Source organism: Serratia montpellierensis (assembly GCF_020858655.1).
Taxonomy (GTDB): Bacteria; Pseudomonadota; Gammaproteobacteria; order Enterobacterales; family Enterobacteriaceae; genus Serratia; species Serratia montpellierensis.
The window spans coordinates 22,067-42,230 of sequence record NZ_VOSN01000011.1; the positions used below are offsets into that span (position 1 = coordinate 22,067).

24 protein-coding genes are annotated in these 20,164 nt (G+C 57.4%); 14 read left to right on the forward strand and 10 right to left on the reverse strand.

The features are described 5' to 3' along the window. Positions 1 to 569: 569 nt before the first annotated feature. The gene (locus FUU19_RS11455; protein ID WP_033644007.1) at positions 570 to 785 is read left to right on the forward strand and encodes a hypothetical protein; all 216 of its coding nucleotides are present in this window, start codon (positions 570 to 572) and stop codon (positions 783 to 785) included. A gap of 69 nt (positions 786 to 854) precedes the next feature. Here FUU19_RS11455 and FUU19_RS11460 read toward each other — a convergent pair whose 3' ends face one another. Together FUU19_RS11460 and FUU19_RS11465 are read right to left on the reverse strand one after the other, a co-directional pair. Next, a complete protein-coding gene (locus FUU19_RS11460; protein ID WP_033644008.1) occupies positions 855 to 3,050 on the reverse strand; it encodes a TonB-dependent receptor in 2,196 nt (731 codons plus the stop codon). Positions 3,051 to 3,107: 57 nt separating this feature from the next. Next, positions 3,108 to 4,190: a YncE family protein gene (locus tag FUU19_RS11465; protein ID WP_033644010.1), complete on the reverse strand. Its 1,083-nt coding sequence runs from the start codon at positions 4,188 to 4,190 to the stop codon at positions 3,108 to 3,110. Positions 4,191 to 4,581: 391 nt separating this feature from the next. Here FUU19_RS11465 and FUU19_RS11470 point away from each other — a divergent pair, with 391 nt between their 5' ends. Continuing rightward, positions 4,582 to 5,034 (forward strand): GNAT family N-acetyltransferase, encoded by a 453-nt coding sequence (locus FUU19_RS11470; RefSeq protein WP_141967344.1) that lies wholly within the window; start codon positions 4,582 to 4,584, stop codon positions 5,032 to 5,034. A 113-nt stretch (positions 5,035 to 5,147) separates the two neighbouring features. Beyond that, entirely contained in the window at positions 5,148 to 5,576 is a 429-nt protein-coding gene (locus tag FUU19_RS11475; protein WP_230490593.1) for a TOBE domain-containing protein, read from the forward strand. 36 nt (positions 5,577 to 5,612) lie between these two features. Here FUU19_RS11475 and FUU19_RS11480 read toward each other — a convergent pair whose 3' ends face one another. Next, complete coding sequence (locus tag FUU19_RS11480; protein WP_004941674.1) at positions 5,613 to 6,230, reverse strand: LysE family translocator; 618 nt, start codon at positions 6,228 to 6,230, stop codon at positions 5,613 to 5,615. A gap of 194 nt (positions 6,231 to 6,424) precedes the next feature. Between FUU19_RS11480 and FUU19_RS11485 the strand changes: the two genes are divergently transcribed. Continuing rightward, entirely contained in the window at positions 6,425 to 6,886 is a 462-nt protein-coding gene (locus FUU19_RS11485; protein WP_060434434.1) for an Lrp/AsnC family transcriptional regulator, read from the forward strand. Positions 6,887 to 6,922: 36 nt separating this feature from the next. Here FUU19_RS11485 and FUU19_RS11490 read toward each other — a convergent pair whose 3' ends face one another. Both FUU19_RS11490 and FUU19_RS11495 read right to left on the reverse strand, forming a co-directional pair. Further along, entirely contained in the window at positions 6,923 to 8,131 is a 1,209-nt protein-coding gene (locus FUU19_RS11490) for an NAD(P)/FAD-dependent oxidoreductase (RefSeq protein WP_230490592.1), read from the reverse strand. Between the two features lie 160 nt (positions 8,132 to 8,291). Continuing rightward, entirely contained in the window at positions 8,292 to 8,831 is a 540-nt protein-coding gene (locus FUU19_RS11495) for an RrF2 family transcriptional regulator (protein WP_141967338.1), read from the reverse strand. 340 nt (positions 8,832 to 9,171) lie between these two features. Here FUU19_RS11495 and bepA point away from each other — a divergent pair, with 340 nt between their 5' ends. From bepA to FUU19_RS11515, 4 genes are all read left to right on the forward strand, one after another. Beyond that, positions 9,172 to 10,641: a beta-barrel assembly-enhancing protease gene (gene bepA / locus FUU19_RS11500; RefSeq protein ID WP_038873698.1), complete on the forward strand. Its 1,470-nt coding sequence runs from the start codon at positions 9,172 to 9,174 to the stop codon at positions 10,639 to 10,641. Positions 10,642 to 10,661: 20 nt separating this feature from the next. Then, a complete protein-coding gene (gene arsC, locus FUU19_RS11505) occupies positions 10,662 to 11,015 on the forward strand; it encodes an arsenate reductase (glutaredoxin) (RefSeq protein WP_033648817.1) in 354 nt (117 codons plus the stop codon). Between the two features lie 200 nt (positions 11,016 to 11,215). Further along, entirely contained in the window at positions 11,216 to 11,446 is a 231-nt protein-coding gene (locus FUU19_RS11510) for a hypothetical protein (RefSeq protein ID WP_074181238.1), read from the forward strand. A gap of 13 nt (positions 11,447 to 11,459) precedes the next feature. Continuing rightward, a complete protein-coding gene (locus FUU19_RS11515; protein WP_141967336.1) occupies positions 11,460 to 12,005 on the forward strand; it encodes a helix-turn-helix transcriptional regulator in 546 nt (181 codons plus the stop codon). A gap of 7 nt (positions 12,006 to 12,012) precedes the next feature. Here FUU19_RS11515 and hda read toward each other — a convergent pair whose 3' ends face one another. Then, a complete protein-coding gene (gene hda / locus FUU19_RS11520) occupies positions 12,013 to 12,714 on the reverse strand; it encodes a DnaA inactivator Hda (RefSeq protein WP_025159568.1) in 702 nt (233 codons plus the stop codon). Between the two features lie 272 nt (positions 12,715 to 12,986). Here hda and FUU19_RS11525 point away from each other — a divergent pair, with 272 nt between their 5' ends. Then, positions 12,987 to 13,502 (forward strand): E3 ubiquitin--protein ligase, encoded by a 516-nt coding sequence (locus FUU19_RS11525; protein ID WP_141967334.1) that lies wholly within the window; start codon positions 12,987 to 12,989, stop codon positions 13,500 to 13,502. A gap of 33 nt (positions 13,503 to 13,535) precedes the next feature. Further along, positions 13,536 to 13,784 carry a GlsB/YeaQ/YmgE family stress response membrane protein gene (locus FUU19_RS11530; protein WP_016926728.1) on the forward strand — a complete coding sequence of 83 codons (249 nt, stop codon included), beginning with the start codon at positions 13,536 to 13,538 and terminating at the stop codon, positions 13,782 to 13,784. Positions 13,785 to 13,818: 34 nt separating this feature from the next. On the opposite strand, the gene FUU19_RS11535 is transcribed toward FUU19_RS11530, so the two are convergent. The 3 genes from FUU19_RS11535 to upp form a co-directional block, all read right to left on the reverse strand. After that, positions 13,819 to 14,469, reverse strand: a complete 651-nt coding sequence (locus FUU19_RS11535; protein ID WP_019452427.1) for a DUF421 domain-containing protein — start codon at positions 14,467 to 14,469, stop codon at positions 13,819 to 13,821. Positions 14,470 to 14,578: 109 nt separating this feature from the next. Continuing rightward, entirely contained in the window at positions 14,579 to 15,868 is a 1,290-nt protein-coding gene (gene uraA, locus FUU19_RS11540; RefSeq protein ID WP_021504398.1) for a uracil permease, read from the reverse strand. A 76-nt stretch (positions 15,869 to 15,944) separates the two neighbouring features. Then, entirely contained in the window at positions 15,945 to 16,571 is a 627-nt protein-coding gene (gene upp / locus FUU19_RS11545; RefSeq protein ID WP_038873707.1) for a uracil phosphoribosyltransferase, read from the reverse strand. 255 nt (positions 16,572 to 16,826) lie between these two features. Here upp and purM point away from each other — a divergent pair, with 255 nt between their 5' ends. The 4 genes from purM (at position 16,827) to FUU19_RS11565 (ending at position 19,585) form a co-directional block, all read left to right on the forward strand. Further along, a complete protein-coding gene (gene purM / locus FUU19_RS11550) occupies positions 16,827 to 17,864 on the forward strand; it encodes a phosphoribosylformylglycinamidine cyclo-ligase (RefSeq protein WP_025303843.1) in 1,038 nt (345 codons plus the stop codon). Further along, positions 17,864 to 18,502, forward strand: coding sequence for a phosphoribosylglycinamide formyltransferase (gene purN, locus FUU19_RS11555; protein WP_015378720.1), 639 nt, complete (start codon positions 17,864 to 17,866; stop codon positions 18,500 to 18,502). The genes purM and purN overlap by 1 nt, the downstream gene beginning before the upstream one ends. A gap of 113 nt (positions 18,503 to 18,615) precedes the next feature. Next, positions 18,616 to 19,167, forward strand: a complete 552-nt coding sequence (gene speG, locus FUU19_RS11560; protein WP_004941631.1) for a spermidine N1-acetyltransferase — start codon at positions 18,616 to 18,618, stop codon at positions 19,165 to 19,167. A 202-nt stretch (positions 19,168 to 19,369) separates the two neighbouring features. Then, positions 19,370 to 19,585 (forward strand): hypothetical protein, encoded by a 216-nt coding sequence (locus tag FUU19_RS11565; protein WP_197786669.1) that lies wholly within the window; start codon positions 19,370 to 19,372, stop codon positions 19,583 to 19,585. 207 nt (positions 19,586 to 19,792) lie between these two features. Here FUU19_RS11565 and FUU19_RS11570 read toward each other — a convergent pair whose 3' ends face one another. After that, positions 19,793 to 20,158, reverse strand: a complete 366-nt coding sequence (locus FUU19_RS11570) for a DUF596 domain-containing protein (protein WP_049242884.1) — start codon at positions 20,156 to 20,158, stop codon at positions 19,793 to 19,795. Positions 20,159 to 20,164 lie beyond the last annotated feature (6 nt).

A 20,164-nucleotide genomic window follows, 5' to 3' on the forward strand; every position in this document is an offset into this window, starting at 1 on the left:
ACAGCACACAGCCAATCGCGATCGCCGCCGCCAAATCATTTTTCATTGTCCCGTCCCTTGATGCTTGAAGTGATTATCGTCACGAACTCTGTCGGTTCTACGTTGACGGCCTTTGCCGATGCACATCATTAAAAACCCCCGCCTAAGCGGGGGAGAAGACGTTCTGGTGCATCAAGTATTACAAGGAGGTCATGAGGGATTGCTAACCCTAAATGACTATTTCAAGCTAGGATTATTCCCAGAACATAGCAAGCGATCGCGTCGAGGTTATCCGCACTTTGAGATAAACCTCATAAAAAAATCCCGCACGGCAGCGGGATGAAGGGATGATAACGTCATAAATTTTTTATGCGGACAATGAGGCGGTATTGTCGTCATTTGGCGACAATACCGCGCCGCCATGGCGGTCACAAGGGAAATTTGACCACCGTGAGGAAATCAGAATTTCGCCAATGCACGCGATCGCGCGCCAGTCAGCATCAACGAAAAAATGGGATTTTCGTCAGACAGCCGTCGAGCAAAAACCGGTAGCATGGCCGATATCATCCCAAATGCCGTAAGGGGGAAAGATGAACAGCAAACCGTGTGAATTTGATGAAGCCATCTGTCTGGCAATCGGGCGTGGCGTTTGCGAAGTCGTGAAGATAGGGGATGAAATCAGCGTCTTCTCCCTGTTGGAAGCTATCGAATGCTTCATCGAACGACAGGCGCTCAGCGAAAGCGAAATCGCGGCGGCGGACGACGCGCTGGATTTGATCAGCGTACTCACCCACCGGTCATGCTGAAAAACGCCCTCCCGGTGGCAAAGGAACCGGCGTCCCATCGCATGTGGGACGCCGTCGTTTCTGTATCGATTAGAAGTCGTAAGTTACCGACGCTTTCAGCGTCCTCGCCTGTCCCTGGAAGACGTAAGTGCCATTGCTTTCTACGCCGGACCAATACTTCTCATTCGTGACGTTGTCCAACCCCACACGCCATACCAGCGTGTTTTGATCCTCATTCAAACGCATGCGATAGCGAAGGCCGAGATCCAGGGTCGTGAAACTATCGAGCTTTTTGGTATTGGCAGAGTCGGCATATTGCGAACCGGTATGCCGCACTTTCGCCGTTGCCGTCAGGCCATCGATTGGCTTGATATCGTATTCCGCTCCCAGTACCGCGTAGAAGTGCGCTACGCCGATAGCGTCTTTGCCATCGTTACGACCGCCCTGGGTTTTGGTCAACTCAGGCGAAAGCCAGGTAGCGCTGCCGTTAAGGCGCAGGCCGAATGCCGGTTCGCCGAACACATTCAACTCCACGCCGCGGTTGCGTTGTTCGCCGTTCAACGTGTAGTAGTTGTTGCTGTCGATCATGGTGGCCGGCTTTTTGATTTCAAACAGCGCCAACGAGCCGCCCACGCGTTCGAAATCAACTTTCACCCCCACTTCATTTTGCTTGGAACGGGCGATACCGGTACTTTGCCCGAAGTTGGCCGCCTCTTTCGGCGCGATGCCGCCAGGCTGCAAGGCCTCGGTATGGTTGGCATAAAGCGACACCGTTTCCCACGGCTTGTAGACCAGCCCGAACGTCGGCATCCAACGGCTTTGCGTATAACGAGAGGCGGTATCCTCCAGACCGGTGGCGTTGCTGTAATTACGCACCACCACTTTCTGATGGCGCGCGGCCGCCGTTAACAACACCCGGTCGCCGAAAAAGCCCAGCGTATCGCTGAACAACCAGCCCTGCGTCCGGTTGCGCGCCGTGGTCAGCGGATCGCTGTAGTTGCCACCGAAATAGGCGTTGTCCGGTATTGCGACATCATGGTTATCGTAGATATTGGTCGTCGGATTGTTGGCAGACATGCGCCACGCGGTTTTGTCGCGTTTAATCTGCGCGGAATAACCGACGTTGACCCGATGCGAAACCGCCCAGGTCGTGAACTTGCCCTCAAGCCCCGCCATGCCGCTGAAAGCGTCGATGATGCGATTGGTGTCCAGACGCCCAACCGTGGCATCGCCGTTGGCGTTGATGAGCTTCGGTGCGCTGTAAACGCCGGTTTCATGGCCGTGCTGCGCACCCAACCCGGCATAGGCCTTCCAGTCGCGGGTTAAATCATATTCCGCTTTCGCCATGCCGAATTCGTTCTCGATATCGCTGTAGCCCCACTGCTGACTGTAATTTTTACGGGTGTCAGGCACTGCGGGTATCACATCGATGCCGCTGATGTTGACCCCCATCGTTCCGCCATGGAAGGTCTTTTTCTGATAACCGAAGTCCAACGATGAACGGAAACGATCGCCGCGATAGTCCAGCCCGACCGATGCCAGCGTGGTGCGCCGCTTATCATCCTCAACCGCCGTTTCCCCCTCTCGGTGTACCAGGTTGACGCGAGCGCCAAACTGGTTGTCGTCACCAAAACGGCGGCCCAGATCCAGCTTGCCGCCCACCTGAGAATCGGAGGTGTAGTCGAGGCCGATCTGAGTGGTCGGCGTTTCTTCCGCCCGTTTCGGTTCAAGATTGATCATGCCGCCAACGCCGCTGGAAGCCAGGCCGTTCAGCAAGGCGTTCGCCCCTTTGAAGATCTCTACCCGCTCCAGCATCTGGGTATCCATCACCTGACGCGGCACCACGCCCGGCAGCCCGCCCATCGTCATGTCGTCGCCGTCCAGTGAGAAACCGCGGATGCGATAGGTTTCGGCGAAGTTACCGTATCCCTGCACCGCCTGCACACCCGCGTCGTTGCTGACCACGTCGGCGATGGTCTTCGCCTGCTGATCCTGTACCAGCTTCGCGGTATAACCTATGACGTTGAACGGGACGTCCATCGCTTTCTGTTCGCCCAACATTCCCAGGCGGCCGCCGTGGGCAACCTGTCCATCCAGGTAGGCGGGAACCAAATCATTGCCGCCGGAGTTGAAATCGGCGTGTTTTTCGGCCCGGACGACCAGGGTGTCCTCCTGGTTTTTCTTGGCGTCGCCGTCTGCGGCCAGCGCGCCTTGGCTCAGCGCGCCGATAGCCAGCGCCAGCAGCGTTTTGCGTAAAGGGGAATTCGTTGTACTGGTGTTGTGCATAATTCACTCATGAATGAGGATAAAAAGTTAAATGGCCCGTCGCCGAGCCGATGGGGCTTATTGATTCAACGCGATGCGAACCACGCTGTCCGGCCCCTGAGTGGAATGATCTTTGTTAAACGGTTGTTTGACAGTAACGAACAATGTCTGGCCATCTGCCGACAACAGCAAGCTGTTTGGATTCGGCGGCAGCGCCCAGCGCTGTTTCACCGCATAGGTCGTCGCATCCAGGCTCAGTACATTGCCGGATTCACGCTGCGAGATATAAATTTCATTGCGCCGTGAATTGAAAACGACAGCCAAAGAGTCGCCCACATCAAGCCGCTTCAATAATTTTCCGGTATGAATATCCAAGACCAGCGTGGTCTTCGCCTTGGAGTTGTCAGTGACGAACAAACGACCGGTAGCCTCGTCTTCAGCCATATTAAGCAGCAGTGCCGGTTGGTCTCCCAACGGTTTCCAGCGTTTCTCGATGCGATTGGAACGCGGGTTGATCACCAGGATCTCGCCGCTGCCATTGGCGGCATACACACGTTGGGTCTGTTCGGAGTAATGCAGGCCGGTCATCCATTTGCCGGTATTTTTAATGCGCGTTTTCAGCTTGAGCGTTTCGGCGTCAACCACCCAAATTTGCGCCGGATCGGCCACCGCCCCCACATACAGCGTATTGTTGTGAGCCAGAATTTGGCGCGCACCATACGGCAACCCTTTCTCATTGCGCTCGCTGAACAACAAACGTCCTTTCACCTTACCGTCGGCGGCGCCGATTGCGCTGATACCGCCGTCCAGCGAATTGCTGACATAAAGGGTTTTTCCATCCGCAGAGGCCTGCATGGCGAAATTTTTCAGATCGGTATGCGTCGTGCCAAGGGTTTTCAGGGTCTTGGCGTCCAGCTTATAGACCACGCCCCCCTGTACATCTTTAAAACTTTCGGCGCTGGCGACGTACAGCGCATCTCCCCCTGGCGTCAGCGCCATTTCATACAAACCATAAGCCAGTTGGCGTTTGACGACGCTGTCGGATTGCGCCGCTGGCGCGAGAGGTTGCACGGCAGGGGAAGAGGAAGTGGTTTGGTGCGGCGCGCAGCCGCTTAGCGCCATACCCGTCAGCAGGGCGAGCACAGAGATTTTCATTTTCATCGGGGAAATCCTTGACCATTTAAAACGGCGTTAACGGGGGCTCTGCAGTTTAGTTTTGAGCTTTCTCATAACGAGAAATGAGCGCCACCGCGCGTCTCAGTGTTTCCCTGTGAATCAACTATCACGCTAATGCAGGCTAATAACTCCTTCGTGCGCCCGCGAACAACAAAGAGAATGAGAAACATACTCATTATTATTTACGCAATCAAGCGTAATTATTTTCCTTCGCTCTCTAAAAGTCATGGCGGTATCTCGTATTATCAAAGCCAATACGTCAGCTATCGACCGCGGTGCCGGGCATGATTATCTCGCCTTACACCGTCGAGAGACTGCCTCACCCTGCGTACAGACACTTAACGGCAAACAAGCAGACAACAGGAGATGCCCCCTCATGACAACCTCTGACCCACGGGAGTGGCGGCGTGCTGACTATCTCGTCAGCACCGAGCCCGCCCTGCTGGATCTTGACGCCATCCATGCATTTCTGACCCGTTCGTCATGGGCGGAAGGCATTGATAAAGAGACCGTTCGCCAGTCCCTCGCCCACAGCCTGTGCTTCGGTTTGTATCACGGCACCAGACAAATCGGTTTCGCCCGGCTGGTCACCGATTACGCCACCTTCGGCTATCTGTGCGACGTGTACGTGCTGGAAACGTACCAAAAAAGCGGGCTGGGTCTGTGGCTGGCGGAATGTTGCCAGGCCCATCCGCTGATGGCGACGCTGCGGCGAATCATGCTGGTCACCAGCACCGCCCCCTGGCTCTATGAAAAAGTGGGGTATAGCGCCATCAATCGTCCCGATTTTGTTTGGCAGATCGCCCGGCCGGACATCTATCGGCGTTAATTTTTAAGTAAGCTCGCTCTGCTCACACTCTTTCCCCGCTGCATTGGCAATCGCGGCGGTTAGGGTGCATGCTGGCGAAAAATTTTACCGTTTGCCCCTTTCAAGGAGAGTCTATGCCCGTTTCAGCCCGTAACCAATTCACCGGTACCGTGTCCGCCGTCGCCAAAGGCGCCGTCAATGACGAAGTGGAGATCGCATTGCAGGGCGGTGAAAAACTGGTGGCTATCGTCACGGTACAAAGCCAACAGTCGCTGGGGTTAAGCGTCGGCAAAGAGGCCGTCGCGCTGATTAAAGCGCCGTGGGTGATCCTGGCGACAGAGGATTGCGGTTTGCGTTTTTCCGCCCGCAACCAGTTTGCCGGGGAAGTGATTGCGGTTGAGCACGGCGCGGTCAACAGCACCGTACACCTCAAAGCGGATGCCGGTTTTGTGCTGACGTCGGTGATCACCAATGAAAGCCTGCAGGAGATGGCGCTGAAGAACGGTTCGCGCGCCATTGCCCTGATCAAAGCCTCATCGGTGCTGCTCGCCGTCAGATCCTGATACCGCCTGGCCCGCGCCAGCGGGCCTTTCGAACCACTATTTCAGCGCCTGCTCGGCCAGCAGCCCGAGGGCGATGACGATCATCGCCGCGCCGGAGATGCGCCCCACCACCTTCGCAGCCTGCGGGCGCGTGCGCAGCACCGACTGCGAACCGAATCCCACCAGCAGATACACCAGGCCGCAGCTGATCAAATGCACCACGCCCAACGCCAGCATCTGCATCGGCACCGACCATTCGGCCCTGGCGTCGGTAAACTGCGGCAGCAGCGCCAGAAACAGCAGAAACACCTTGGGATTCAGGCCGCTGACGCACACGCCCTTGCCGGCCCAGCGCAGCCAGGAATCGGAACGCTGATCTTCACCGGCGCCGGGCACCGGCGGGTGCAGCAGCATGTTGAAACCGATCCACAACAGATAAGCCGCTCCCAGCAAGGTGAGCGCCGTCAGCGCCAGCGGGTTGCCGACCAGCAGCGCACCGACGCCCGCCACCACGATCGCAATCATCAGCAGGTGGCCGAACAGCAAACCGGCGACGGCGGGCACCACCACCCGGCCGCGAATGCCCGCCGAGATCACATAGGCCCAATCCATACCCGGCGTGATCACCAACAAAATCGACACCGCCCAAAAAGCGGCGAACAGAGCGAGCGTCATGCCGGCACCCGCTCAAACGCGCCGCGCCATTCCGAACAAAGAACCATTGCGCTTTCCTCTTGGAAGAAGAACGGCCTCCGCCTGCCATGCTGGCCGTCAAAACCGTTCAACAGATGGCAAGAATATCCTCAAGGCGTTAAAATGTGCTTTCAATTACTTGCCTGAAACTGGCATAAGCGGGGAAATTTTTCCAAATGGATAAGATTGATCGCAAGATTCTTGCTGAATTGCAGGTTGACGGCCGTTTGTCGGTGACCGAGCTGGCCGAGCGGATCGGTTTGAGCGTGTCCCCCTGCCACCGCCGAGTGCGCGCATTAGAGGAGTCCGGGGTGATCAGGGGTTACCGCGCCCAGCTCGATCCCGGCAGCCTGGGCTATAACTTTTCCGCCCTGGTGTTCGTCACCATGCGCGAAGGCGATCGCCGCGCCGTTGAAACCTTCGAAAACGCCATGGTGGACATTCCGCAGGTGGTGCAGGCACAGCGGCTGTTTGGCGATCCCGACTATCTGCTGCACGTGATCGCCCGCGATCTGCCCGCCTTCCAGCAGCTTTACGACGAGAAGCTCTCCGCTCTGCCGGGCGTGCAGCGCCTGAGCTCCACGCTGGTGATGAAAACCGTGGTGCCGGAGCGCTCGTTCCTGCCGCTGGGCCAATGACGACGGGAGCGTTGCCGCTCCCGTTTTCTCTTTTCTTTAAGGCACAATCACGAAATCCGGATTGGCGACGGCAAACAGCGCCTCGCGATCCGCCGCCGGTGGGTAAATCCACTGCGTGTTGATCTCCTGCTTAATCTTTTTGCCTTCCTCACGGGTAAAGCGCACCTGGCGCTCCCAGCCTTCGGTATACAGCGCGCCCCAGGGGCCCAGATCCAGACAGGTCACATACTTCGGCTGGCTGTAAGGGTGCGTCGGCAAGCCCGTCAGCTCCGCCGCCGCATTATGGCCAGCGACACGGCCAAGGCTCAGCGCATGCTGGCAGGTCATCAGGTTGTGGTTACCGAGATCGTCGGTCGCCGCCTTCACCGTATCGCCGGTCACGAAAATGCCCGCCGCCGCCGGCGCGCGCAGGAAGGCGTCGCCGATCACTCGGCCACTGCCGTCACGCTCGCCGGGGATCTGTTCGGTCAGCGGGTGAGCCCGCACGCCCGCCGCCAGGATCACCGTGTTGGCAGCGATGCGTTCACCGTTCGACAGCATCACTCCCTCGGCATCGATAGCCGAAACGCGCAGGCCGGCCCGCGCTTCCACGCCGCACTCCGCCAGCGCCTGGCGTATCACCGCCCCCGGCTCTGCCCCCATTCCCGCGCCCACTTCCGGCGCGGTATCGACGATCACCACGCGCACGTTCTCGTCTTTGCCCAGCGCATCGCGCAGCCGCTGCGGCATCTCTGCCGCGCTCTCCAGGCCGGTCAGTCCCGCTCCCACCACCACGGCGGTGTTGCGCGCCGGCGTCGACGGTTTGGCCGCCAGCGCTTTAATATGAGCATCCAGACGCTGCGCGCTTTCCAGCGTATCGACGTTGAAACCGTATTCGGCAAAACCCGGTACCGGCGGGACAGACAGCCGACTGCCGGTGGCCCACACCAGGCGGTCGTAAACCAATTCAAGGGCTTCCCCCGTCGCCTGCGCCACCGTGAGCGTTTTGGCGGCGGCATCGATGCCCTCTACCGTCCCGGCCAGATGCCGTACACCGACGGCGGCGAGCTGCGCGGAAATGTCCGGGTTCATGTTTTCCAACACCGCTTCATACAGGCGCGGGCGGATGGTGACCGTTGGCGTCGGTGAGACCATGAGCACCTCGATATCCTCATGCTTACCGGCAAGGGTAATGGCGCGCATGGCGGACACGGCGGCCCAAAAACCGGCAAAACCGGAACCGGCAATCACTATTTTCTGCGTCATGGGATGACTCCTTCATACAGGGTTAACCGGGCGACAAGGCTGCCCGCAGTTTTTTCGGATGAACGATGCCGTTCCGCTCCCGTAACAGGGTGCAGAAGGCCCGCCCGCCCCTTCCGAAGAGGCGGGAAAAAGTGTGTTTCGCTTTAAGGAAAGGCGGCGATTAGGTCTTGGCGCGCGCCGTTTTGCCGCTGCGCGCGGTGCGTTCCGTCATGCGCTCGTCGAGCCAGAGGTTGACCTCACCGAAGAAGCCCTGCGGCGCCTTGCGGCCAAAGCGGGCGGCGACGGCGCCGAGGGTCTGCGCCGCCAGCGCATCGCGCATCGCCTTCTCCGCCTGCAGCATCACCGCATGGATAGCGCATTTGCCGGAGATCGCCCAATCCGGCGGGGAGTCATCGAACACCGCGCAGCGCCCGCGCACCTCCTGGCAATCGAACAGCGGCTTGTGCCCCTCGATGGCGTCGATGATTGCCAGAAAACTGATCTCGTCCGCCGGGCGGGCCAGCCGGTAGCCGCCACGCACCCCTTCGCTGGCGGCGACGATCCCCGCCTTTTCCAGCTTGGGGAAAATCTTGGCCAGAAAGCTAGGGGAGATGCCCTGCAACTCGGCGAGTTCGCGGCTGCTCAGCGCGCGCTGGTTATCGCCGACCAGCCACAGCAGGCAGTGGATGCCATATTCAACGCTGGTTGTGATGTACGCCATATGTCCGTTTTCGACCGTCAATGAACATTCAATAACGCAGACTATATGAGTCTGCGTTTATCTTGTCAATAAAACGCGGATCAACTTTGTCCGTGTTTTATTGACAATGCAGGCCGCCGGCGACGCAGAAAGCGCCCTTCAAAATGAAAAATAAAACTTTTTTGCCCGATCCGCGCCCGGCTAACGTTTCCTTGTCGCCTGCGGCTGACTATGATGTGATGGGTGCCGCCGCCGCGGTTTGTGAGCCGCCGCACTTTCACGCGGATTGCGCCGTGGGAATAAAGAACTCTTGTCTGCTGCTGACGTCTTAGAAATGATTATTTAAGGGAAACGCCTGACTATGACCAACCGGTTGACCAAAACCGCGTTAGCGGTGCTGCTGCTCGGCACGCTGAACGCCACCGCCCTGGCGCCAGCACAGGCGGAAAGCCAGGACCAGTTGCCGGACATGGGCACCTCCGCCGGCGGCACCCTGAGCATCGGACAAGAGCTGGCGATGGGCGATTTCTACGTGCGCCAGTTGCGCGCCAGCGCCCCGCTGATCAACGATCCGCTGCTGAGCCAGTACATCAACCAGCTGGGCAACCGCCTGGTGGCCAGCGCCTATTCAGTGCGCACGCCGTTCCATTTCTATCTGGTGCGCAACGACGAGATCAACGCCTTCGCCTTCTTCGGCGGCAACGTGGTGCTGCACTCCGCGCTGTTCCGCGTCAGCGACAACGAAAGCCAGCTGGCTTCGGTGCTGGCACACGAAATCTCGCACGTCACCCAGCGCCACCTGGCGCGCGCCATGGAAGATCAGCAGCGCAACGCCCCGCTAACCTGGGTGGGCGCACTCGGCTCGATCCTGCTGGCGATGGCCAACCCGACCATGGGCATGGCGGCGCTGAGCGGCACCCTGGCCGGCACCCAGCAGGGCATGATCAGCTTTACCCAGTCGAACGAACAGGAAGCCGACCGCATCGGCATTCAGGTGCTGCAGCGCGCCGGTTTTGATCCCGAAGCGATGCCCGACTTCCTGCAAAAACTCTCGGATCAGTCGCGCTATGCCTCCAAACCGCCGGAAATGCTGCTGACGCACCCCTTGCCGGACAGCCGCCTCTCCGACGCGCGCAACCGCGCCAACCAGATGCCGAAACACATCGTTCAGTCTTCACAGGACTACCTGATGGCCAAGGTACGCGCACTGGGTATGTACAGCTCGGAAGGCTATGGCCTGAACGAAGAGCTGCTCGGCTCCCTCAGCAAGGGCAACGTGCGCGAACAGGCGGCCGCCAAATACGGCCGCGCCATCCTGTTCTATGAAGCGAAAAAATACGACGACGCACGCAACATCATTCAACCAATGCTGGCGCAGGATGCGAAAAACGTCTGGCTGATCGACCTGATGACCGACATCGATCTCGGCCAGAAACGCGCGCCACAGGCCATCGCCCGCCTGCAGGCGGCCAACGCCGCCCAGAACAACAACCCGGTGCTGCAGCTCAACCTGGCCAATGCCTATGTCGAAGGCAACCAGCCGGCGCAGGCCTCGAAGATCCTGAACCGCTATACCTTTGCCCATCCGGACGATCCGAACGGCTGGGATCTGCTGGCGCAGGCCAGCGCCGCCCAGGGGCTGCGCGATGAAGAGCTGTCGGCCCGCGCCGAAAGCCTGGCGCTGACCGGCCGGCTCGATCAGGCCATCGGCCTGCTCAGCAATGCCAGCTCGCTGCAGAAACTCGGCAGCCTGAAACAGGCGCGCTACGATGCGCGCATCGACCAGCTGCGCCAACTGCAACAGCGCTTCCGCCAATACCAGCGCAGCTGATTCAACAAGGAATGAACGCCATGAAAAACGTCACGATTTACCACAACCCGCGCTGCTCCAAGAGCCGTGAAACCCTGGCGCTGCTGGAGCAGCACGGTGTCGATCCCAAGGTGGTGCTGTATCTTGAAACGCCCCCGTCGGCCGATGAGCTGAAAAAGCTGTTGAAAGAATTAGGCTTCACATCCGCGCGCGATCTGATGCGCAAAAAAGAAGATCTGTACAAAGAATTGAAGCTGGCGGACGACAGTCTGAGCGAAGAACAGCTGCTGGCGGCAATGACGGCGAACCCGAAACTGATCGAACGCCCGATCGTGGTGAAAGGCAGCAAGGCGCGTATCGGCCGGCCGCCGGAGCAGGTGCTGGAGATTTTGTAATCGTCCGGCAAGTCTCTTATTGAACCGCAAAATACCAATAGCCCTGAATAGGGCTATTTTTAATTTGTTGTTATATAAGTACTTTTCACCATCCCCCGCTTCTCCTGCTGCTATGCTGCACAAATGCCGAGCCTTACGGCAAGACAAGCGTTGACAACCGTCAACACCCCATCTACTCTGATCGCATCACTGGACGAGCGATGAAAAAACACCCAGACAAGCATATCCAGGCGGCGTTAGATTACGCCCTTTCTCAGGGCTGGCATTTTCGTCCCAGCAAGGGGCATGCTTTTGGCCGATTGCATTGCGCCTTTGTCGGTCATCAAGAACATATGATGAGCATCTGGAGCACGCCGAAAAATCCCGAGCTGCATGCCAAACAGATCCGGCGCAAAGTCGATCACTGCCTGGCGCTGTCGCAGAAAAAATAACCGGAGAATCACCATGACGCTCTATCATTTCGCATTGACGCTGGGTGGGGTCACCGCCGATACCACCGGGTTGGAGGATGCGCTGTATGCGGCGGGATGCGATGACGCACTGATCTGTTTCTACGGTAAAGCCGTCTACCTCGAGTTTGATCGAGAAAGCGAAAACTTTGCCCACGCAATTTGCAGCGCCATCAGCGATATTGAGTCTGCAAATATTGGCGCCAAGGTGATATCAGTAGACTCCAGCCTGGTGGGATTAAGCGATATTGCCGAGCTCACTGAACTGTCGCGTCAGGCGATCGCCATGCTAAAAGACGGGACTCGCGGCCCCGGCGGCTTCCCTTCCCCTATTCAACGGCTCGGCGGCACCTCACCGTTATGGCGCTGGGCTGACGTGGCGGCCTGGTTGGCACAGCAGGGGAAAATCGATCCACGTCTTGCAGACAATGCGCAGTGTCTGGAACATATCAATCTCGCTTTGCAACTGCGAAGCGATCGGCAACGCCAGCAGGTTGAGCACTACTGCTCCCTGCTGGAACACGCGGAAAAACAGACTTGATGGCTCGCTACAGCCCCAGGATCTCTTTAACGAACGGGATGGTCAGCTTGCGCTGGGCGGTGATCGAGGCGCGATCGAGCTGATCGAGTGTCATAAACAGCGTGCGCATCTCGCGATCCAGCCGTTTCAACAGGAAGCGGCCCACGTCTTCCGGCAACTCGAAGCCGCGCAGTTTGCCGCGCAGCTGCAGCGCCAGCAGTTTCTCTTCGTCCGACAGCGGCTGCAGCTTGTAGATTTGTCCCCAGTCCAGGCGCGAAGCCAGATCCGGTAAGCGCAGGTTCAGCTGACGCGGCGGACGATCTCCGGTGATGAACAAACGGGTGCGGCCGGTTTCCAAGATGCGGTTGTAGAGGTTGAAGATCGCCATCTCCCACTCTTCGTCGCCGGCGATGCATTCGATATTGTCGATGCAAACCAGCGCCAGCTGCTCCATGCCGTCCAACACTTCGGGCACGAAGTAAGCGCGTTTGTCGAGCGGCACATAGCCCACCGCTTCCCCCTTCTGCGAAAGCTCGGCGCAGGCCGCATGCAGCAGATGGCTGCGCCCGCCGCCTTCACGCGACCAAAAATAGATATAGCTGCCATGTTCCTGACGGACGGCGGATTGGATCGCGGCTAATAGGGATGGGTTCTCGCCCGGATAAAAACTGGCGAAAGTTTCATCATCGGGAAGATAAAGTGGCAGTGAAAGCTGTGCCGGCGTATTCAGAGAAGCACCTCAACCAAAACTGGCAGAAAAACGCGGGCAGTTTAACACAGAAAACGGGCGCTGTTGAACCGGCAGGATCTTATGCCGCAATAGTGAGCAATGCCTTAGCGCCGTTTAATCGATTGCGGCTCCCTCGCCGGCAAGAATAGTCTGATATCAAACCCTAACCCCATGCCTAAGCAGGTTAAATTTGTAATTTAAGTAAAACCTGACCTAGTATAGGTAGGCAAAACACAATCACCATCAACAAGGTTTCTGCAAGGATATAGACGATGAAAGTATGGAATAAAGTGCTGTTAGCCTCCTTTATCGGGTTGTTGGTTGCCGGCTGTGATGACTCTTCCAAGGTTGACGCCAACCTGGATAAAGCCAAAGACAGCGCCGAGCAGATGAAAGACGCCGCCCAGAAAAAAGCGGACGATCTGACGGACAAGGCGAAAGCGACGGCGGATGAAATCAAAAAAGAGGCCGCCACGCAGGCTGACCAGCTGAAGGACAAAGCCTCGGCGATTAAAGATGAAGCCGCCAAGCAGGCCGACGCCATCACCAACGACGCCAAGGCCAAGGCCGCCGCGATCAAGGATGACGCCGGCAAACAAAGCCAGCAGCTGGTGGATCAGGCCAAGGCCATCAAAAACGACGCCATCAACGGCGCTAACGATCTGACCGAGCAGGCCAAGGCGAAGACCGAAGCCATCAAGAACAGCGCCGAAAACAAAGCGCAAGAGTTGAAACAAGAGACCGATGCGGCGGTGAACGGCAATAAGCAGCCGGCCACCCAGCAGTAAGCTATTCTCAGCCACAAAAGAAAGGAGCAGTAAATGGGGATTATTTCCTGGATTATCTTCGGCCTAATCGCCGGTATTTTGGCTAAGTGGATCATGCCCGGCAAAGACGGCGGCGGCTTTATCCTGACCGTTGTGCTGGGGATCATCGGCGCCGTGGTCGGCGGCTATATCAGCACCTTCTTCGGCTACGGCAAGGTTGACGGCTTCAACTTCGGCAGCTTCGTGGTAGCGGTTATCGGCGCCATCGTGGTGCTGTTCGTGTACCGCAAAATTCGCAGCTAATATGACATTGGGGAGCTGAGGCTCCCCTTTTTCACTATTTAACTATACGTCCGTCATTAAGAATGAATGCTGTCCTACCGTCCCAAAACTCAGCAATAAAAATATCTTTCGGCTCTATGCCATGTTCACGGATAGTTTGGTTCAACCACTCCTCATCTTTACTAATCTCCTGCAGCTCATAAGGCCTGGCCCTGCCATTTTTCATAATGATAACTGAAGGCAGTTCATTTCCCTCGCATACCGCAGTGATCTGGCCGCCCGGCTCAATTTGCGCATAGACAATCTCCTGAAAGGCGTGAATCCCCTGCGCATGCAGCTGTGAGGAAACGTTCAAGATGTCGATTTTATTTTTCTTGGCTAAAATATTTTCCATCAAAAAGCGGCCATTTTTTATAATTGGTATCGGATTGCCTATAGTGACCGAACGAAAGAAGTTGCAGTGTTTACTGATTGCATTCAACAGAGAAATTAGCCCTACACCGATAAGTAATACAACGACATACTGGTACAAGGGGATGCTGTCGCTATAGATAACGCCCCCAATAATGCCCCCGAGCACAAAGTTACCGATAAAATCTACTGGGGTCATCTGCGATAGCTGGGTCTTTCCCGACAGGTTCAGGTGGGTGATAACAATGACAAAGCCAATCACAAATTTGAGCAAAATATAGCCGTAGTACTCCATGCCCTCTTTCCTTTTAACCGATGTTGTTAATGCTATCAGCTACTTTATCCCAACGGATATAAATGCAGAAACACGAATAAAAAGGGCAGCCCCTGGGCTGCCCTTTTCGTTACTTCTGCTCCGCCGGTTCGTCCGGCGCGTCGAGCACCTCTTCTTCCTTGCGGAACAGGCTGATGACCTTGAACAGCAGGCTCAGGCCAATGCCGACGATGGTCGCCAGCGCCATGCCTTTCAGCTCCGCCGCGCCGATGTGCACCTTGGCGCCGCTCACGCCGATGATCAGGATCACCGAGGTCAGAATCAGGTTTTGCGCCTTGTTGTAATCCACTTTGGATTCGATCAGCACGCGAATGCCCGAGGCGCCGATCACGCCGTACAGCAGCAGGGAAACGCCGCCCATCACCGGCACCGGCACCGCCTGGATCGCCGCCGCCAGCTTGCCGATGCAGGACAGCAGGATAGCCAGCACCGCCGCGCCGCCGATCACCCAGGTGCTGTAGACCTTGGTGATGGCCATCACGCCGATGTTCTCGCCGTAGGTGGTGTTCGGCGTGGAACCGAAGAAGCCGGAGAACACCGTCGAGATACCGTTGGCGAACATCGAGCGGTGCAGCCCCGGATCGCGGATCAGGTCTTTTTTCACGATGTTGGCGGTCACCACCAGGTGGCCGACATGCTCGGCGATCACCACCAGCGCCGCCGGCAGAATGGTGAAGATGGCGAACCACTCAAAGCGCGGGGTGTAGAAGGTCGGCAGCGCGAACCAGTGCGCCTCGCGGATCGGGGTCAAATCCACCACGCCCATGAAGAACGACAGCGCATAGCCCACCAGCACGCCGATCAGGATCGGGATAATTGCCAGAAAACCGCGGAACAGCACCGAGCCGAGCACCGTGACCGCCAGCGTCACCAGCGAAATGGTGATGGTGGTCGAGTCGGCGCTGGTGCCTTCCGCCGGCAGCAGCCCCGCCATGTTGGCCGCCACGCCCGCCAGCTCCAGCCCGATGACGGCGACGATCGCCCCCATCGCCGCCGGCGGGAACATCACGTCCAGCCAGCCGGTGCCGGCCTTTTTCACGATCAGCGCCACCAGGCAGAACAGCACGCCGCACATGATGAAACCGCCCAACGCCACTTCGTAACCGAGCGGCAACAGCAGCAGCACCGGCGAGATAAACGCGAAGCTGGAACCGAGGTAGGCCGGGATTTTGCCTTTACAGATGAACAGATACAGCAGCGTGCCGATGCCGTTGAACAGCAGCACGGTCGCCGGGTTGATCTTGAACAGGATAGGCACCAGCACGGTGGCGCCGAACATGGCGAACAGGTGCTGGAAGCTGAGCGGAATGGTCTGGAGCAGCGGCGGGCGCTCGCTGACGCCGATGGCGCGACGGGTCATGTGTGCTTTTCCTCGGTTTATTGGTTTTATAGGTTTTAGTCAAAAAAAAGCCGACTCGTTAAGTCGGCTCAAATGTTTACTTAGTACCAAATATCTTGTCGCCCGCGTCGCCCAGGCCAGGCACGATGTAGCCCTTGTCGTTCAGGCACTGATCGATGGAGGCGGTGTACAGCTCAACGTCCGGGTGCGCTTTCTCCAGCGCGGCGATGCCTTCCGGCGCCGCCACCAGGACCAGCACCTTGATGCTGTGGCAGCCGGCTTTCTTCAGCAGATCGATAGTGGCGATCATCGAACCGCCGGTGGCCAGCATCGGGTCGACAACCAGCGCCATGCGCTCTTCGATGTTGGAAACCAATTTCTGGAAGTACGGCACCGGCTCCAGGGTTTCTTCGTCGCGGTAAACGCCCACCACGCTGATGCGCGCGCTCGGCACGTGCTCCAGCACCCCTTCCATCATGCCCAGGCCTGCGCGCAGGATCGGCACCACGGTAATCTTTTTCCCTTTGATCTGTTCCACTTCAACTGGCCCGCACCAGCCTTCGATGGTGACTTTTTCCGTCTCCAGATCGGCGGTCGCTTCATAGGTCAGTAAACTACCCACTTCTGAGGCCAGCTCACGGAAGCGTTTGGTGCTGATGTCATTTTCGCGCATCAGGCCAAGCTTGTGTTTTACCAGCGGGTGTTTCACCTCAACGATCTTCATCATTTTTCTCCTATTAAGGTGGTTGCGGCCAAAAAAATCGCGGGATTATACCTCCTTTTTTTCGCCGCGCCACCCACAATAGCCCGATCGGGATCAACAAAAGTTTGAATATCAGTATAGATGACGAAAAAGCGGAGCCGGTTCACAAGCCGCTCGCAAACGTTTGCCTGCGCTGTTAGAATTGCCGCGCCTTATTCCGGAATCAACATCGGAAGCACAGTTTTCAAACCGCAAATCGTCGTGGGGAATCGCGCAGTGACCGACAAAACCTCTCTCAGCTATAAAGACGCAGGTGTCGATATCGATGCAGGCAACGCATTGGTAGACCGCATCAAAGGTGTAGTTAAACAGACCCGTCGCCCGGAAGTGATGGGCGGTCTGGGCGGGTTTGGCGCCCTGTGTGCGTTGCCGCAGAAATACCGCGAGCCGGTGCTGGTTTCCGGTACCGACGGCGTGGGCACCAAGCTGCGTCTGGCGATGGATCTGAAACGCCACGACACCATCGGCATCGATCTGGTGGCGATGTGCGTCAACGATCTGGTGGTTCAGGGCGCTGAGCCGCTGTTCTTCCTCGACTACTACGCCACCGGCAAGCTGGACGTGGACACCGCGGCCAGCGTGATCACCGGCATCGCCGAAGGCTGCAAACAGTCCGGCTGTGCGCTGGTGGGCGGCGAAACCGCTGAAATGCCGGGCATGTACCACGGCGAAGACTACGACGTGGCCGGTTTCTGCGTCGGCGTGGTCGAAAAATCCGAGATCATCGACGGCAGCAAAGTACAGTCCGGCGACGCGCTGATCGCCCTGGGCGCTTCCGGCCCGCACTCCAACGGCTACTCGCTGGTGCGCAAAATCCTGGAAGTGAGCAACACCGATCCGACCGCCACCCAGCTGGAAGGCAAACCGCTGGCCGACCACCTGCTGGCGCCGACCAAGATTTACGTGAAGTCCGTGCTGGAGCTGATCGAGAAGGCGGACGTCCACGCCATCGCTCACCTCACCGGCGGCGGCTTCTGGGAAAACATTCCACGCGTGCTGCCGGAAGGCATGCAGGCGGTGATCGACGAAGCCAGCTGGCAGTGGCCGGCGGTGTTCACCTGGCTGCAGCAGGCCGGCAACGTCAGCCGTCATGAAATGTACCGCACGTTTAACTGCGGCGTAGGCATGGTCATCGCCCTGCCGGAAGCCGAAGTGGAAGCGGCCATCGCGCTGCTGACCGCGGCAGGTGAAAAAGCGTGGAAAATCGGTAAACTGACCGCCTCTTCCGACGAACAACAAGTGGTCATCAACTGATGAAAAAGATCGTGGTGTTGGTCTCCGGCCAGGGGAGCAATCTCCAGGCGCTGATTGACGCCTGCCAGCAGGGCCGCATCGCCGCCGAAATCGTGGCGGTGTTCAGCAACAAGGCGCAGGCTTACGGCCTGCAACGCGCCGAGGCGGCGGGTATCGCCGCCCAGGCGCTGGATGCCAAGGCTTACGCCGACCGCGCGGCGTTCGACGCCGCGTTGGCTGACGCCATCGACCAGTACCAGCCCGATCTGGTGGTGCTGGCCGGCTACATGCGCATCCTCAGCCCGCAGTTCGTGCAGCGCTATGCCGGCCGCATGCTGAACATCCACCCTTCCCTGCTGCCGAAATACCCGGGTCTGCATACCCACCGTCAGGCCATCGACAACGGCGACAGCGAACACGGCACCTCGGTGCACTTCGTGACCGAACAGCTCGACGGCGGCCCGGTGATTTTACAGGCCAAGGTGCCGATTTTCGCTGACGACGAAGAGGATGACGTGGTTGAGCGGGTGCAAACCCAGGAACACACGATCTATCCGCTGGTGGTGAGCTGGTTCGTGGACGGCCGCCTGGCGATGCGCGATGGCGCCGCCTGGCTGGACGGCGAACGCCTGCCTGAGCAAGGTCACGCCGCCGACTGATGCGCGCAGCCTGAACCTTGCCTAAACGGCGCCCACGCGGCGCCGTTTTTTTTCGCCTTCTTCCATTCTGTGAAGTTATACTTTGCACAATTTCACGGCACAGAGGAGCCCACATGTCCAGCACTGCCAGCGTCAGGTTACGCCCATTGGAACGGGACGATCTGTCGTTCGTCCACCAGATGGACAACAACGCCAGCGTTATGCGCTATTGGTTTGAAGAACCCTACGAAGCCTTTGTCGAGCTTTCCGATCTTTACGACAAACACATCCACGACCAGAGCGAGCGCCGCTTTATCATCGAGCACGAAGGCGCCAAGGTCGGCCTGGTGGAGCTGGTGGAGATCGATCACATCCACCGCCGCGCTGAGTTCCAGATCATCATCGATCCTGCCCACCAGGGCAAAGGCTACGCCAGCACCGCCGCCCGTCTGGCGATGGACTACGGCTTCTCGGTGCTGAACCTGTACAAGCTGTACCTGATCGTCGACAAGGAGAACCCGAAAGCGATCCACATCTACAGCAAGCTGGGCTTCAACGTGGAAGGCGAGCTGATCGACGAGTTCTTCGTCAACGGCGAATACCGCACCGTGCTGCGCATGTGCATCTTCCAGCCGCAATATCTGGCGAAGTTCAAAACGCCCAATGATAAGCCGCTGGTGAAGTGACGATCGGCAAGAAAAAGAGAAAACCCGCGCAGGCGGGTTTTTTATTGGAAAATAAGCGACTAGTATTAATGGATGCTATTTTATCGTCAGGAAATAGCCTGATGAATGCGGAAATAAATAACATTCAGCAGAGATAATTAATCGAATAATAATTCATGTTGATAGTAAGAGTTACCCTCTGCCTCTACAAAGGAAAAATGCCATGACAACCGTCTCAAACCTGCTGCTTTTTATCGGCCTGGCGATGCTCGCCATCGCCGCCGGTCTGAATACCTATAGCGGCTACGCGCCTGCAGATCCCAATAGCACCCCGCTGTTTTCCCCGCTCTGGTGGACGCGCTGGTTCCCGCTCTATGCCTCGGGGGCCGCGTTGCTGCTGGTGGGGGTAGTGTTGCGGGTTACGGGGCGGGGACGATAAAAACCCAATTTCATCGTAGATATTGCAGAACAAGTTATGCGGGAGACATATTATCAAAAAGAGCACTTTGTAACGCATCTGCACTCTAACAGAATCACTTATAACAACTGAGATGGAATAGATACAAGTTTAAAAAACTAAAAACCCGCAACAGCGGGCTTTTAGTAGTCAAACAATAATATTACGCACTATTTATAACAACAGCATCTAAGTCCAATCTTGATAGCCGTTTTCGTGAATCCAGACAAGGCCAGCGGGGCATGCATCAGATAAAAACCAGTATCCATTAAAAGCGCCATACTCCATCTCTTCAGGAGTATTAGGAAAACTGGCTCTAAATTTATCGACCTGCTCTTTCACTGTTCCCTTCAAGAACTCGCCCCCGTTGCCAAGTTTTACTATCCCCTCATTCATCAAATGCTCGATAAACCAGAGGAATAACTCTTTTTCCTCATAAAAAGAAAGGCAGATCTTACCTGATAGACTATCCGGATGAATATTTTCCCAAATAGTCACCATCGATGCTCCCACAAGAGCTTCCTTCCTATTTTCATATTGCTCTATTGTAAGCATATAGAT

Bases quoted from the DNA above. Each gene is read 5' to 3' on its own strand.
- upp (WP_038873707.1), bottom strand. From the start codon at position 16,571: ATGAAGATCGTTGAGGTGAAACACCCGCTGGTAAAACACAAGCTTGGC.
- uraA (WP_021504398.1), bottom strand. From the start codon at position 15,868: ATGACCCGTCGCGCCATCGGCGTCAGCGAGCGCCCGCCGCTGCTCCAG.
- FUU19_RS11535 (WP_019452427.1), bottom strand. From the start codon at position 14,469: ATGGAGTACTACGGCTATATTTTGCTCAAATTTGTGATTGGCTTTGTC.
- FUU19_RS11455 (WP_033644007.1), top strand. From the start codon at position 570: ATGAACAGCAAACCGTGTGAATTTGATGAAGCCATCTGTCTGGCAATC.
- FUU19_RS11515 (WP_141967336.1), top strand. From the start codon at position 11,460: ATGACGCTCTATCATTTCGCATTGACGCTGGGTGGGGTCACCGCCGAT.
- arsC (WP_033648817.1), top strand. From the start codon at position 10,662: ATGAAAAACGTCACGATTTACCACAACCCGCGCTGCTCCAAGAGCCGT.
- FUU19_RS11565 (WP_197786669.1), top strand. From the start codon at position 19,370: ATGACAACCGTCTCAAACCTGCTGCTTTTTATCGGCCTGGCGATGCTC.
- bepA (WP_038873698.1), top strand. From the start codon at position 9,172: ATGACCAACCGGTTGACCAAAACCGCGTTAGCGGTGCTGCTGCTCGGC.
- FUU19_RS11510 (WP_074181238.1), top strand. From the start codon at position 11,216: ATGAAAAAACACCCAGACAAGCATATCCAGGCGGCGTTAGATTACGCC.
- FUU19_RS11480 (WP_004941674.1), bottom strand. From the start codon at position 6,230: ATGACGCTCGCTCTGTTCGCCGCTTTTTGGGCGGTGTCGATTTTGTTG.
- FUU19_RS11460 (WP_033644008.1), bottom strand. From the start codon at position 3,050: ATGCACAACACCAGTACAACGAATTCCCCTTTACGCAAAACGCTGCTG.
- FUU19_RS11495 (WP_141967338.1), bottom strand. From the start codon at position 8,831: ATGGCGTACATCACAACCAGCGTTGAATATGGCATCCACTGCCTGCTG.
- FUU19_RS11485 (WP_060434434.1), top strand. From the start codon at position 6,425: ATGGATAAGATTGATCGCAAGATTCTTGCTGAATTGCAGGTTGACGGC.
- purN (WP_015378720.1), top strand. From the start codon at position 17,864: ATGAAAAAGATCGTGGTGTTGGTCTCCGGCCAGGGGAGCAATCTCCAG.
- FUU19_RS11490 (WP_230490592.1), bottom strand. From the start codon at position 8,131: ATGACGCAGAAAATAGTGATTGCCGGTTCCGGTTTTGCCGGTTTTTGG.
- FUU19_RS11465 (WP_033644010.1), bottom strand. From the start codon at position 4,190: ATGAAAATGAAAATCTCTGTGCTCGCCCTGCTGACGGGTATGGCGCTA.
- speG (WP_004941631.1), top strand. From the start codon at position 18,616: ATGTCCAGCACTGCCAGCGTCAGGTTACGCCCATTGGAACGGGACGAT.
- FUU19_RS11570 (WP_049242884.1), bottom strand. From the start codon at position 20,158: ATGCTTACAATAGAGCAATATGAAAATAGGAAGGAAGCTCTTGTGGGA.
- FUU19_RS11470 (WP_141967344.1), top strand. From the start codon at position 4,582: ATGACAACCTCTGACCCACGGGAGTGGCGGCGTGCTGACTATCTCGTC.
- FUU19_RS11475 (WP_230490593.1), top strand. From the start codon at position 5,148: ATGCCCGTTTCAGCCCGTAACCAATTCACCGGTACCGTGTCCGCCGTC.
- FUU19_RS11530 (WP_016926728.1), top strand. From the start codon at position 13,536: ATGGGGATTATTTCCTGGATTATCTTCGGCCTAATCGCCGGTATTTTG.
- FUU19_RS11525 (WP_141967334.1), top strand. From the start codon at position 12,987: ATGAAAGTATGGAATAAAGTGCTGTTAGCCTCCTTTATCGGGTTGTTG.